This window comes from Streptomyces sp. NPDC050564, assembly GCF_044457265.1.
Classification (GTDB): Bacteria; Actinomycetota; Actinomycetes; order Streptomycetales; family Streptomycetaceae; genus Streptomyces.
This window is the reverse complement of the sequence record NZ_JBITGS010000002.1, coordinates 418087-431615: the sequence shown is the minus strand read 5'-3', so window position 1 is coordinate 431615 and position 13529 is coordinate 418087. Positions and strand designations below refer to the sequence as shown.

11 protein-coding genes and 1 pseudogene are annotated in these 13529 nt (G+C 69.9%); 7 read left to right on the top strand and 5 right to left on the bottom strand.

Annotated elements, in window-relative coordinates; translation table 11 throughout:
* The first annotated feature begins 3 nt into the window (after nucleotides 1-3).
* The gene (locus tag ACIBK0_RS05505) at nucleotides 4-954 is read left to right on the top strand and encodes an intradiol ring-cleavage dioxygenase (protein WP_399075881.1); all 951 of its coding nucleotides are present in this window, start codon (nucleotides 4-6) and stop codon (nucleotides 952-954) included.
* Nucleotides 955-1107: 153 nt separating this feature from the next.
* Here ACIBK0_RS05505 and ACIBK0_RS05500 read toward each other — a convergent pair whose 3' ends face one another.
* Entirely contained in the window at nucleotides 1108-1539 is a 432-nt protein-coding gene (locus tag ACIBK0_RS05500; RefSeq protein ID WP_399075879.1) for an ATP-binding protein, read from the bottom strand.
* Between the two features lie 245 nt (nucleotides 1540-1784).
* Between ACIBK0_RS05500 and ACIBK0_RS05495 the strand changes: the two genes are divergently transcribed.
* From ACIBK0_RS05495 to ACIBK0_RS05475, 5 genes and pseudogenes are all read left to right on the top strand, one after another.
* The gene (locus tag ACIBK0_RS05495; protein WP_399075877.1) at nucleotides 1785-2636 is read left to right on the top strand and encodes a helix-turn-helix domain-containing protein; all 852 of its coding nucleotides are present in this window, start codon (nucleotides 1785-1787) and stop codon (nucleotides 2634-2636) included.
* A 3-nt stretch (nucleotides 2637-2639) separates the two neighbouring features.
* Complete coding sequence (locus ACIBK0_RS05490) at nucleotides 2640-2819, top strand: DUF397 domain-containing protein (protein WP_399075875.1); 180 nt, start codon at nucleotides 2640-2642, stop codon at nucleotides 2817-2819.
* On the top strand, nucleotides 2816-3217 hold the full coding sequence (locus tag ACIBK0_RS05485; RefSeq protein ID WP_399075873.1) for a hypothetical protein: 402 nt from the start codon (nucleotides 2816-2818) through the stop codon (nucleotides 3215-3217). The genes ACIBK0_RS05490 and ACIBK0_RS05485 overlap by 4 nt, the downstream gene beginning before the upstream one ends.
* Nucleotides 3218-3338: 121 nt before the next feature.
* The gene (locus ACIBK0_RS05480; RefSeq protein WP_399075871.1) at nucleotides 3339-3998 is read left to right on the top strand and encodes a hypothetical protein; all 660 of its coding nucleotides are present in this window, start codon (nucleotides 3339-3341) and stop codon (nucleotides 3996-3998) included.
* Between the two features lie 7 nt (nucleotides 3999-4005).
* Nucleotides 4006-4332, top strand: a pseudogene (locus tag ACIBK0_RS05475) (pectate lyase); the annotation flags it as partial.
* Between the two features lie 117 nt (nucleotides 4333-4449).
* Here the strand turns inward: ACIBK0_RS05475 and ACIBK0_RS05470 are convergent.
* The 3 genes from ACIBK0_RS05470 to ACIBK0_RS05460 form a co-directional block, all read right to left on the bottom strand.
* Nucleotides 4450-4932, bottom strand: a complete 483-nt coding sequence (locus ACIBK0_RS05470) for a hypothetical protein (RefSeq protein WP_399075869.1) — start codon at nucleotides 4930-4932, stop codon at nucleotides 4450-4452.
* A 598-nt stretch (nucleotides 4933-5530) separates the two neighbouring features.
* On the bottom strand, nucleotides 5531-7246 hold the full coding sequence (gene metG, locus ACIBK0_RS05465; protein WP_399075867.1) for a methionine--tRNA ligase: 1716 nt from the start codon (nucleotides 7244-7246) through the stop codon (nucleotides 5531-5533).
* Nucleotides 7247-7409: 163 nt separating this feature from the next.
* On the bottom strand, nucleotides 7410-9080 hold the full coding sequence (locus tag ACIBK0_RS05460) for a VWA domain-containing protein (protein WP_399075865.1): 1671 nt from the start codon (nucleotides 9078-9080) through the stop codon (nucleotides 7410-7412).
* 232 nt (nucleotides 9081-9312) lie between these two features.
* Here ACIBK0_RS05460 and ACIBK0_RS05455 point away from each other — a divergent pair, with 232 nt between their 5' ends.
* Nucleotides 9313-11388, top strand: coding sequence for a PhoX family protein (locus ACIBK0_RS05455; protein WP_399075863.1), 2076 nt, complete (start codon nucleotides 9313-9315; stop codon nucleotides 11386-11388).
* 169 nt (nucleotides 11389-11557) lie between these two features.
* Here the strand turns inward: ACIBK0_RS05455 and ACIBK0_RS05450 are convergent, their stop codons facing one another.
* Nucleotides 11558-13492, bottom strand: a complete 1935-nt coding sequence (locus ACIBK0_RS05450; protein WP_399075861.1) for an FUSC family protein — start codon at nucleotides 13490-13492, stop codon at nucleotides 11558-11560.
* Nucleotides 13493-13529: the final 37 nt, after the last annotated feature.

Sequence of the window (13529 nt, the reverse complement as noted above, 5' to 3'; positions counted from 1 at the left end):
CGCATGACTGAGACCCAAGGACCGGCGCACAAACGGAACATGACGCGACGCAAGGTCGTCGTCGCAGGTGGAGCGGCTGTCGCGGCCGTGGGCGTGGGCGGCGGCATCGCCGTGAACGCGTTCGCGGGCGAGACGAGCGGCGACGCCTCGTCATCGTCGTCGAGCGCCGAGACGTGTTACAAGCTCACCACGGAGACGACCGAGGGCCCGTACTACATCGACGCGGACAAGATCCGCCAGGACATCACCGAGGACCAGGAGGGCATCCCCATGACCCTCGAGCTCAAGGTGATCGACGCGGAGACCTGCAAGCCCGTCAAGAACGCGGCCGTCGACATCTGGCACTGCACGGCACTCGGCGTGTACTCCGGCTACGAGGTGATGGGCAGCGGCGGAGCGGGTGGCGGTGGCACCCAGCCGTCCGGTGCTCCCTCCGACGCCCCCTCGGGGACACCCACGGGCGAGCCCCCGTCCGGCGCACCCTCGGGCGGCACCGGCGGCGGCCACTCCGAGCCCACCGACGACGAGCGGTACCTGCGCGGCACCTGGAAGACCGACAAGCGCGGTTACGTCACCTTCAAGACGATCTTCCCGGGCTGGTACCAGGGCCGCTGTGTGCACATCCATGTGAAGGTCCACGTGGACGGCGAGTGGACGTCCGCCGGTTATGAGGGTGGCCACACCTGCCACACCGGCCAGCTCTTCTTCGACGAGAAGGCGGTCCTGGCATCGGCGGAGGTGTCGCCGTACTCCACGAACACCACCACCCGCACGACCCTCGACGAGGACACGATCTACCCGGACAACGGCCACGAAGGCGGCCTCCTGTACCTCAAGTACAACGAGAAGAACATCGCCAAGGGCGTCCACGCCCACCTGACGATGGGCGTCGCCCCGGACGAGACCCACGACAGCACGGACACCCAGCCGAGCGCGGCGGCGAGCAGTAGCTGACGTACGTCCCTTCCGCGAGAGAGGGCTCGGAGCCAATTTCCGGACTCCGGGCCCTCTTGCCCCGCTGACTGAGTTCCTTCACTTCTAGCGGGCCACGAGGGTCGAGATCCGGCCGACGGGATGGGTTCACTCTTTCTGGGAGGGAAGGAACGTTCACGCCGTCGCGGCCAGTTCGCACCAGATGTACTTGCCGGTGCCGACGATGTTCTTGGTGTCCCGTTGGGGGACCCATCCCCAGGTGTCGGCGCAGGTGCGGATCAGTGCCAGGCCGCGGCCTGTTTCGGCGTCCGGGGTGGTGCGGCGGGGCGGGTGCGGTGGTGTGGGGTCCGCGCCCCAGACGCCGATGCGCAGGGCGCCGTTTTCCGCGCGGAGTTTTATGGCTGCGGGGCCCTTCGTGTGCTGCACGGCGTTGGTGACCAGCTCGGTCGCCAGCAGTTCGGCGGCTTCCGTGAAGTGGAGCAGGCCGTGGGCCGCGAGGATCAGGCGGAGGGTGCGGCGGCAGATCATGACGGCGCGGGGGTCGTTGGGGACGTAGAGCGTGTACTCCCACGGTTGGTCGTCGGTGGGTACTCCGTTTTTGGGCATGCGGGACTCCTGGTCAGGGAGGGGGAGTTGGAGGTTGCTGTGGTGTTCGGGCGGTGGCATGCCGCCCCGCCATGGCATGGCGGGGCGGTGCGCTTCCGGTGACTCCGGGTTTCGCAGCGTGTGTGTTACGTCACTGACGGTAGGGCATTAATTTCTGCCACCGCAAGCCGCTCGCGTAATCTGACCCCCGGACGAAGGAGACCAACCAGTCCTCGCGGAGGGCCTGTTGAGAGGAAGAGGCGCGCATGCCACCGAGGAGCCAGCCGACCGCTCGCCAGGCCCGCCTCGGCACTGAGCTGCGACGACTGCGGGACGCCGCCGGCCTGACCGCCCGGGAGGTGGCCGTGTTTCTGGGATCGACCTCGGCGCAGATGAGTCAGATGGAAGCCGGGATCGCAGGAGTCAGCGAGGAGCGTCTGCGCAGGCTCGCGGCTCACTACGCTTGTGCGGACCAGGCGTTGGTCGACGCGCTGGTCACGATGGCGACGGATCGTACGCGCGGGTGGTGGAAGGAGTACGCGGACGTACTGCCGCCCGTCTTCCGAGATCTGGCGGAGCTGGAGCATCACGCCCGCTTCATGCAGGTGATTGCCACCGCGCACGTGCCCGGTCTGCTTCAGACGGAGGATTACGCCCGAGCTGTCCTCGCGTATCGGGTTCCCGAGCTCCCGGAAGGCGAGATGGAGGCCAGGCTGGCGCACCGTATGCGCCGCAAGGCGGTCCTCTCCCAAAAGGGGGCTGCGCCGTACGACGCAGTGGTGCACGAGTCGGTGCTGCGCACCCGTGTCGCGGACCGGCGAGTGGCCCGTGCTCAACTCGACGAGCTGCTGCGGGAGTCGGAACGCCCGAACGTCTCGGTGCGCGTGATTCCGTTCGACGTCGACGGATTCGCCGGAGCCAGCTCGATGATGTTGTACGTCGGTGGTCAGGTGACGGCGCTGGACACCGTCCAGCGGGACGCCCCGTATGGCTCGGCCTTCCTGGATGCCTCGGCCCAACTCCTAGCCATGCGAACACTCGTCCGTAAGGTGGAGTCGGTATCCCTTGAGCCCGCCAAGTCGCGGGACTTCATGCACCATCTGGCGAAGGAACTGTAAGTCGTGATCCAGTGGCAGAAGTCCTCGTTTTCCGGTCCAGGAGACGGCAACGAGTGCGTGGAACTCGCTCACGGTAATGGCCTGTTGCTTCTCCGTGAAAGCGACGAGCCCGCCCGAATACTCCCCCTCTCTCGAGACGGGCTCGCCGGCCTGCTCCAGCAGATCCGCGCGGACCGTACGTGAGTGACGACGAGTTCGCCCGCGTCCTCGAAACCGTCCTTCGGGACCTCCGCGCGCAGTGCTCCGTACAACCGGACGTACGCGAGCCCGAGGACGACTACCCCGGCCTCATGCTCCACGCACCCGACGGCTCGGGCCAAGGCGTGTACTGGGGGCCGGACGACCGGCCCGGTGTGCGGCTCGCCGAGGTCGCGGATCAGGTGCAGGAGTGGGCAGTCGAAGCGCTGTGGACGGAGGGCGAGTCGGCGGTGTGGCCGCGCTGCCCGGCCCATCCGGCCTCGCATCCGGCGGCCGCGACCGTCGTCGAGGGCGTGGCGGTGTGGGTCTGCCCGAAGACCGGGGTGAGCGTGAGCCGCATTGGCGAACTTCCCCCACTGGGGGACACCGTCCGCACCCCGTGACGGCCTCGTCCCGGCTCTGTGACACCAGGCGTTCCAGTGCTGCGGTGGGACGACGCCGTTGCTACGGTCCCGCTCCGGGGTGCGGCCGATGGGGCCGCTTGTGACCAGGGGGACGTCCCAGATGAATGCCAACCGCCTCAGACCCGCCGTGCTCGCGCTCACCGCCGTCGCGCTGACCGCCGTGCTCACCGGGTGCCAGAAGGACGGCTCTGCCACCGCCGCCGGCGGGGTGCCGAGCGCGGGTGCCACGGCCGCACCATCGCCCAGCACGACGGCCGGGGCGCCCGACAGAGCGTCGAGCGGGGGAGCCACGGCCACCTCGTCGTCCGGTGCGGCCGACAGCGGCACGCCGGCCGCAAAGCCCGCCGTCCAGCACACCGGATCAGCATCGACCGGCGCGCCGGCCGCCAAGTGTGTCGACGAGCCGCCGAGCCCGGACCACGTCGACCCCGACGAGATCGCCGTCTACCGCGTCGAGGAACTCGACGGCAGCACCGGGAAGCTGAACCTCGTCATCCAGCACGGGGCCTGGGGATGCCCGGGGAAGGACACGGACGGCGCGCCCTTCGTCGTCACGGGCGAGGACAGCCGCTGGGCTCTCGACCAGGCCGCGTATGTCACCGCCACCAACCCCGTCACCGACAGCAGTGAGAACCAGCGGATCGGCGTGCAGGAGCTGATCGACTGGATCGATGCGCACCCCGACTCCGGTTTGGTGTTCAGGTACGAGACCGGCGAGGACGGTGCCATCCACCGCCTGGAACAGGTCTTCACGCCGTAGCGGCGCGACCCTCAACGGGTACGCGCCCCTCTACACCATCAACTCCCGGGCCAAGGCCCAGGTGGTCGCGGAGGACAACTACTGGAAGGTGCCGACCGGCGGCAAGGTCGCGAAGCTGCTGAGCGGCGACGGCACGGGTTCGGTCGCGGGCAGCGGCAATCTCGTCAACGGCACGGCGACCGACCTCGTCGCCGCGTACAACGCCGCCAACTCCAAGAAGCTGAAGACGACGGTGAACTGGACGCCGACGCTCACCGCCGGACTCCAGAGCTCCGCGAAGGACCTCCCGACCGCGCTGGCGACCACGACCTGTGCCGGGGTTCTGACCTCGTGACCTCGTAGGAGAGCAGCCGTGATGGCCCGGGGTGGTTCATCCGTCCCGGGCCCTTTCGGATCGGCCCTGGCGACACCGTCGGGGCGAGGTCCGTGCCGCACGGTGGCGGGGTGTCGCTCAGGTGTCGTACGTGCCGTCCCACGGCTCGCCGAAGCCCAGGCGGTCCGGGTAGAGCTCGGCCCAGGGCTCGCCCTCGTCCTCTCCCGTCACCAGGCCGAACAGCACGCCGTCGACGGTGAGTTGGAAGGGACGGATCGCGATGTCCGTGTAGGAGCGGCGCGGGAGGCTGCGCAGGAGCTTCGCCAGGTGGACCCGGGCGCGGGAGAGGACCGAGTCGTCGCCGTGCGGGTTGCGCTGCTGTTCGGCCCAGGTGCCCGCGCACCAGATCTCCGAGTCGCGGTAGCGGCCTGCGGAGTCGAAGGTGTGGAGCACCACGTAGAGGCGCTTGTGCTCTTCCCAGCCGTCGTCGGGACGGAACCCTTCGGGGAAGGCGTACGTGATCGACGCCAGGAACTGACCGTCCGCGTACCGTCCGATGGTCTCGGTACGGTGCTTCGGCTCATAGGCGATCGGAATGACCTCGGGGACTGGGACTGCCATGGCGGAAACCATACGGGTGGGCGAGGACATGTCAGCGCTGGGGGCCACCCCCGAACCGGCCGTGAGGGCCCGGGAACCGTTCGTTGCCGACGTCGGCTTCGGCGTCGTGGTCCCCCGCACGACGACGAGGGCGCCCGGGACGTGAAGTCCCGGGCGCCCTACGGCATGTGAGGTCCCTAGGGAGAGGGACTTGTATCCGCCCCAGCCGGTCGCGACCGTCGTACGCGCGCAGGGGTGGGAGAGCAGTGACCAGGAGATCTACCGCGCCACGAACTGCGTGAGGGTCGCCTGGACTTCGTAGATGTCCACGCCCTTGGTGAAGGCAGGCGCGCGAAGTCCTGCTGTGCCGAGGCCGGGTCGACGGTGCTCGCGTTGCCGAACAGTGCCATGGATGAACCCCCCACTCAGTGGATTCACATGTCCACTCATGTCCCAGTAAGCCAATGGCTTCACATGATCTTCGCAATGTATACAGCGCGGGAGAGGGCATGCGCAGAGGAGCAGGGGGTTCCGCTTGGTGCCGCTGTCGCGTTCCGACGCCCTGACGCCGAGGGCCCGGGAACTGTTCGTTCCCGGGCCCTCGGTCGCGTGGCTGCTGCTACTCCGGTGCGCCGCCGAAGCGCTCCTTGTACGTCTCCAGGTCCTCGTCCGTGATCTTGGCGAAGAGGACCGGGGGGACCGTGAAGGGGGTGCCGGCCGGGACCGAGTCCAGGGACTTGGCCTCGTCGGTCGTGACCCAGGCGGCCGTGTCGTCCGTGAGGGCGAAGGCCGAGCGCATCGCGCGGGAGGACGCGGGGATGAAGGGTTCCGAGACCACCGCGTAGAGGTGGATCAGGTTCATCGCCGTGCGCAGGGTCAGCGCCGCGCCCTCGGGGTTGGTCTTGATCTCCAGCCAGGGGGCCTTCTCCTCCAGGTAGGAGTTGCCCGCCGACCACAGGGCGCGCAGTGCTGCCGCCGCCTTGCGGAACTGGAGGGCCTCCATCTGGGTCTCGTACTCGGCCAGGAGACTCGCGATCTCCTCGCCCAGCTTCGCCTCCGCCTCGCCCGCCTCCGCGCCCGCCGGGACCTCCTCGCCGAAGCGCTTCTTGGAGAAGGACAGGACGCGGTTGACGAAGTTGCCGAGGGTGTCGGCCAGGTCCTTGTTGACCGTGGCCGTGAAGTGCTCCCAGGTGAAGGACGAGTCGTCGGACTCGGGGGCGTTGGCGATCAGGAAGTAGCGCCAGTAGTCGGCGGGGAGGATGTCCAGCGCGTGGTCGGTGAAGACACCGCGCTTCTGCGACGTGGAGAACTTTCCGCCGTAGTACGTCAGCCAGTTGAAGGCCTTGACGTAGTCGACCTTCTTCCAGGGCTCACGGACACCGAGCTCCGTGGCCGGGAACATCACCGTGTGGAACGGGACGTTGTCCTTCGCCATGAACTCCGTGTAGCGGACCGTGTCGTCCGCCTCGTACCACCAGGACTTCCAGTCGCGGTTCTCCGGGTCCTGGTCCGCCCACTCCTTCGTCGCGCCGATGTACTCGATCGGGGCGTCGAACCAGACGTAGAAGACCTTGCCCTCCGCCGCCAGCTCGGGCCATGTGTCGGCCGGAACCGGGACACCCCAGTCCAGGTCACGGGTGATCGCGCGGTCGTGCAGGCCCTCCGTCAGCCACTTGCGGGCGATGGAGGAGGCGAGCTGCGGCCACTCGTGCTCGTGGCGCGCCACCCACTCCGAGACCTCGCTCTGAAGCTTCGACTGGAGCAGGAAGAGGTGCTTCGTCTCGCGGACCTCCAGGTCCGTCGAGCCGGAGATCGCCGAGCGCGGGTTGATCAGATCCGTCGGGTCGAGGACGCGCGTGCAGTTCTCGCACTGGTCGCCGCGCGCCTTGTCGTAGCCGCAGTGCGGGCAGGTGCCTTCCACATAGCGGTCCGGGAGGAAGCGGCCGTCAGCCGGCGAGTACACCTGGCGGATCGAGCGCTCCTCGATGAAGCCGTTCTCGTTCAGGCGGCGCGCGAAGTGCTGGGTGATCTCGCGGTTCTCCGGGCTGGAGCTGCGGCCGAAGTAGTCGAAGGCCAGCTCGAAGCCGTCGTACACGGCCTTCTGCGCGTCGTGCGCCTGCGCGCAGAACTCGTCGACCGGCAGGCCCTGCTCCTTGGCTGCCAGCTCGGCCGGGGTGCCGTGCTCGTCCGTCGCGCAGATGTAGAGAACGTCGTGACCGCGCTGGCGGAGGTACCGGGAGTACACGTCCGCCGGGAGCATGGACCCCACCATGTTGCCCAGGTGCTTGATCCCGTTGATGTACGGAAGGGCGCTGGTGATGAGGTGTCGAGCCATCGCGGGCTGCTCCCAAGTCGCTACGTGGGGTGACGATCGTCGGTTCAGGTCGTGTCGTCGGTCGTCTTACGAACCTTGAAATCGTAGCCGACATGGGTGGGCCGCCCGCTTCCCGTTTTAAGGGATGGGAAGGGGGCGGCCCGGTTCGTCGTGGCGGGGGCGGCTACGGGCGCCAGTTCTCCAGTACGCCGTCGTAGATCTCCGCGTCCGTCAGCTCGCGCGGGGTCGGGCCCGCGTGGAAGAAGGCCGTGTTGTCGGTCTTCAGCTTGCGGAGGTAGTCGAAGGCCTTGTTGTCGTGCTCGCCGAAGGCGACGAACGAGAAGAAGACGGTGGGGTGGTCCTTCGCCGCGTCCGTGAGGGACTGGGTGGCGGGCGTCTTCGCGTCCGGGGCACCGTCCGTCTGGAAGATCACGAGGGCCCGCTCCGCGTCGGGGTGGTGCTTCTCGTGGTGGGTGAGCACTTCCTGTACGGCGGCGTGGTAGCTGGTGCGGCCCATGCGGCCGAGCCCTGCGTGCAGGTCGTCGATCTTGTTCTCGTACTCGGTGAGGGTGAGCTCGCCGGTGCCGTCCAGCTCCGTGGAGAAGAAGACGACGTGGACGGTGGACTCCGGGTCCAGGTGGGCGGCGAGGGCGAGGGCCTGTTCGCCGAGGGCCTGGGCGGAGCCGTCCTTGTAGTACGGGCGCATGCTCGCGGAGCGGTCGAGGACGAGGTAGAGGTGGGCTCGGGAGCCGGTGAGGTCCCGCTTCTTCAGCGCGGTCCCCGCTTCCCTGTACGCCGTGACCAGGCTCGGGGCGTGGGTCTTGACGTGGGTGAGGGGGGTCGCGGGCTTGCCGGGCGCCTCGGCTTCGCCTTCGGCCTCCACCTCGGCTTCGCCTTCGGCCTCCACCTCGGCTTCGCCTTCGGCCGTGGGCTCTTCGGTGGCTACCGGCTCCGGGTCCGTGGACTCCTCGGCCGTCGGTTCGGGCTCGGCCTCGGCTTCGCCTTCGGCCGTGTCGTTCCGGCCCGCACCACCCGTGCTGCTCTCGTCGTCGGCTGCGGGTGGCCCCTGTGGGGCCTGATCGCCGTCGGCGGCCGCCGGCTCGTCCGCCTGTGCGGCAGCCGGCTCGACCACGTGCGCCGATGCGGGCTCGTCCGCCTGTGCGGGGGTCGGTTCGTCCACGTGCGCCGATGCGGGCTCGTCCGCCTGTGCGGCGACGGGAGCGGGCTCCTCGGCGACGACAGGGTCCGGCTCCGCGGCAGCCACCTCGCCCACGGGCTCCGGCTCTGCCGCCGGGACCTCTTCCGCTACGGGCTCGGGGGCGGCCTCGGCCTCGGGCTCGGCCTCGGTCCTGGACTCGACCTGGGGCGCGGGCTCCGGCTCGGCCTCGGCGACGGGTTCAGCCTCAGTCGCGGGCTCCGGCTCGGCCTCAGCGACGGCCTCAGCGACGGGCTCAGCCTCGGGCTCAGCCTCGGGCTCGGCCTCAGCCGCAGCCTCGGGCGTCACCTCCGCCACCGTGGGCTCCGCCGCCTTCGGCGTCTCCCCCAGCGTCTCCGCCTGGGGCGCCGAGGCCGGCTTCGGGACCGTTACGTTGTCGAATGCCGCCGACACCAGCTCGTCCACCACGGACGGCTCGGCCTCCGGCGTCGGCTCCGGCTCGGGTGAAGGAGACGGAATCTTCGGCTCGGCGGCGGACTCCTGTGCGGGAACCCGTTCGGCCTCCTCGGAGGAGGGAACCGGTTCGGCGGCGGGGGCCGGAACCGTCGGAGCCGAGGCCTCTCGCGAGGTCTCCGCGTCGGCGTCACGACCCTTGCGTGAGCGGCCGAACGCGTTCCGCAGGAGAGTGAGAATGCCCATGTGCGCAACCCTTCGCGTGAGTTGATGCCCGTTAATCCCTGGCCAGGACGGACACGTAAGGTTAGCGGCCGCCGCCGGTGATCTTGGGCAGGGGCGGGGGGCCGTAATGCCGCCGTGTCAATACCCCCTCGGCTCCCACAGGTTCACTCTTCGTTCATCGGAGTGCAGCGTTCCTGCACGCACGCCCCCCTAGCGTCACGCTGACACCAAGGGCTCGTATGGGGAGAGTAAAGTGCGCAGACTGCTGCCGTTGATCGGAACGCCGGGGACATCAGGAACGCATCCCGGTGGGCGCTCCGCCATGACCTGTCGGTTCCGCTGTGGTGACGCCTGCTTCCACGAGGTGCCCAACACCAGCGACAACGCGTACGTCGGTGACGTCATCGCCGGCGCGCTCAGCCGTCGTTCGATGATGCGGGCCGCGGCCGTCGTCACGGTGGCCACGGCGACGGGCGCGGCGGTCGTCGGCACGGGCGCCCCGCAGGCCCGAGCCGCGACCGAGTCGGTGTACAAGGGCGAAAAGGGGGCGCGTGGGCTTCGCTTCACGCCCGTCGCTCCAAACACCACCGACGCCGTCGTGATCCCCGACGGATATCGCCAGAACGTCGTCATCCGGTGGGGCGAGCCCATCCTCCGCGGCGCCCCCGCCTTCGACCCGGAGAACCAGACCGCCGCGGCCCAGGCGGGCCAGTTCGGTTACAACAACGACTTCCTCGCTCTCCTCCCGCTGCCCGCGGAGCACGGCCGTCAGGTCCTCGTCGCCAACCACGAGTACACCGACGAGATCCTGATGTTCCGGGGGTACGACGCCGAGAACCCCACCCGTGAGCAGGTCGAGGTCGCCTGGGCCGCGCACGGCCTGTCCGCCGTCGTCGTGCAGAACGACCACCGCACCGGCAAGCTCACCGCCGTCTCCCGCCACCCCCTCAACCGCCGCGTCACCGCCACCACCGAGTTCCGGCTCACCGGCCCGGCCGCCGGATCGGATCTGCTGAAGACCTCCGCCGACCCGACCGGCCGCAAGGTCCTCGGCACGCTGAACAACTGCTCCGGCGGTACGACCCCCTGGGGGACCACCCTCCACGGCGAGGAGAACTTCAACCAGTACTTCGCCCACAGCAGCCGTGCCACGGACAAGCGGTACGGCATCGGCACGGGCCCCACAGAGCGCAAGTGGGAGCGTTTCGACAAGCGGTTCGACGTCGCCCAGGAGCCGAACGAGGTGCACCGTTTCGGGTACGTCGTCGAGTTCGACCCGTACGACCCGACGTCCACGCCCCGAAAGCACACCGCCCTCGGCCGCTTCAAGCACGAGGCCGCGACCGTGCGTCTGACGGAGGACGGCCGGCCCGTCGTCTACACCGGTGACGACGAGCGCTTCGACTACTTCTACAAGTTCGTCGGCAGCAAGCGGATGAAGAAGGGGTCGAGCAGGGCCGTACGCGAGCACAACCTCTCCCTGCTCGACGAGGGCACGCTGTACGTCGCCAAGCTCACCGGCGACTCCCCGGCCACCGACATCGACGGCAGCGGGAAGCTGCCGGCCGACGGCGAGTTCGACGGGAGCGGGGAGTGGATCCCGCTGGCCACCGCGACCGACGACGGCGCCGTCTCGCACGTCGACGGGATGACGGCCGAGGAGGTCTTCGTCTTCACACGGCTCGCCGGTGACAAGGTCGGCGCGACCAAGATGGACCGGCCCGAGGACATCCAGCCCTCGCCGCACACCGGCAAGGTGTACGTCGTCCTCACCAACAACACCAACCGCGGCAAGACCGGGTTCGCCGCCGCCGACGAGGCCAATCCCCGCAACGCCAACAAGCACGGCCACATCCTGGAGCTCACCGAGCGCCGCAACCGCGCCGAGAGCACCACCTTCGCCTGGTCGCTGTTCCTCGTCGCGGGCGACCCGGCCGACCCGGCCACCTACTTCGCGGGCTTCCCGAAGGACAAGGTCAGCCCGATCTCCTGCCCCGACAACGTGGCCTTCGACTCGTACGGCAACCTGTGGATCTCCACCGACGGCAACCAACTCGGCTCGCACGACGGCCTGTTCGGCGTCGCGACCAAGGGTGAGCGGCGCGGTGAGCTGAAGCAGTTCCTGACCATGCCCACCGGCGCGGAGACCTGCGGCCCGCTCGTCCAGGACCGGCGGGTGCTCGTCGCCGTGCAGCACCCGGGCGAGATCGACGGCGCGTCCGTCGAGAAGCCGGCGAGTGTCTGGCCCGACGGCCCCGGGAAGATCGTCCGTCCGGCCGTGGTCGCGGTGTGGCGCACGGACGGCTGCGACGTAGGGGTCCAGCGGTAGCTGGGCATACGGGGAGGGGGGCGCTCTTCGACTGGAAGAGCGCCCCCCTCCCCGTACCGGATCACCTGGAGACCGCGGCTCGTGACGGCACCGCCGATGCGTACAGCGGACTTCGGTCCCTCGGTGCAGCGGGGCGGACGTCCTCTGCAGCGATGGGGCGAAGGTCCCGTCAGTGCGGTGAGGCGATCGACCGCGCCGCCGCGACCTCCTGGCGGAGCGGTTCGAGCACGGAGCCCGAGGGCCCGGTGAGATCCGTACGGACGGCGACGAGCACGTCGGTCTCGCGCAGCCCCTCGGACAACTCCCGCAGCTGGAGGACGACGTGGGCGACCTCGGCGGCGGACGGCTCGGGCGCGCCCTCTTTGACACGGACCCGGGCCGCGGTCGTGGCGTCCACCATCCGTTCGACGGCGACGACGAGTGGCGACCAGGCGGCGGCGCGGGGCCCGATCGGTGGCGGTTCGGTCAGGGCGCGCTGGAACTCCGCACGGATGGCGGAGAGGTCGCGGTAGAGCCGTCGTCGTGCGCGGGCGCGGGAGGCGGGATCGATGCCGGCCCCGAACGCCAGCTCCACGTAGCCGGCCGTGTCCGCGACCGCGTCCGCGAGCCGCTCGCCGACCCGGGTGTGCCAGCTCTCCGGCCACAGCAGGTACCCGGCGACGAGCGCGATCGCGCACCCCATCAGGGAGTCGACCAGGCGGGGGACGAGGAGAGCCGTGCCCTGGTGGTTGAGGATGTCGGAGAGGAGGAGGATCACCGGGGTGATGGCGGCGGTCTGGTAGCCGTAGCCGCGCGGGGTGAACGCCGGGATGAGCGGCCCGAGGACGAGCAGGACGGGCACGTCCCACCAGCCGCGCGGTACGACGGTGAGGACCGCGGCCGCGACGACGAGCCCGGCCACCGTGCCCAGCGCGCGCAGCAGCGCCCGGGAGAACACCGAACCGAAGTCGGGCTTCATCACGAAGGTGATGGTGAGCGTGACCCAGTACGAGCGCGGCACCGGGATGATCGAGACCAGCACCTGGGCGAGGCCGATGCACAGCGCGAGGCGCAGCCCGTAGCGCCAGGAGGCGCCGGACAGCAGGACGTTGCGGGCGGCGCGCACCGCGCGGACGCGGAGGGCGGCGGGCCGGCCGAGACGGTCGTCGACGGGTTGGGCGTCCGGCGACCGGGCGGTCACGACGTCGGCGGCGTGGCGCAAGGCGTGGTCGACGGCGCGCGCGGTCTCGTTGGACGGGGTGGGCAGCCGGAGTCCTATCGGTCCGGTGTAGCCGGTCTCCACGGCCTCGGCGAGATGGCGTACGGCGGCCGGGATCTCGGCGGGCAGCGGCTTGCCGTACTGGTGGGCGGCGGGGGCGGCCTCGACGACGGGCGTGACGGCGTTCAACTGCGCCAGCAGCCGGACGAAGTCGGGGCTGCGGCCGTGGCGGAAGGCGCGCCGGGCGAGGACGACGTCGTACGACTGGTTGAGGGACTGGGTGACGGTGACGCGGAGGTCGTCGTAGGCGTCGGTCCCGCTCGCGGCGAGCAGGTCCGCGACCGTGCGGTACGTGCTCGCGACGGCGGCCCGCTCCGGCACCCCCGACCGCAACGGCCAGGCGAGCAGCGCCAGAGCGAGGACGAGGAGCCCGCCGCCGGACATCAGCAGCGGTGCCAGCCACCACTCGCCCGGCAGCGGAAGTCCGGCGCCGATCGAACAGTTCAGGAGCAGCAGCAGTCCGGACACGGACGCCACGGCGCCGATCGACGAGATCATCCCGGAGACCAGCGCGACCCCGGTGACGGCGGCGACGGCGACCCAGCCGTGCCCGAACACGAGCGAGCCGATCGTGACGCCGACCGCGCCGAAGAGCTGGGGCACGGCGATGTTGAGGATCCGCAGACGGTAGGCGTCCGCGGTGTCGCCGATGACCCCGGACAGGGCGCCCATGGAGGCGAGGGCGCCGTAGGCCGGCTGTCCCGCGGCGAGTCCGATGGCGAGCGGGAGGGCCAGGGCGATCGCGGCGCGGGCGACGGCGGCCCAGTTGACGGACGCCTGCTCCGGTTGGAGGTTCCTGACCAGCCAGTCGGGAGGGGTGAGGCCGATGGGGAACTCTCGGGACATGGACCAAGTATGACGGCCGTGCCGGGCCGCCCCACGG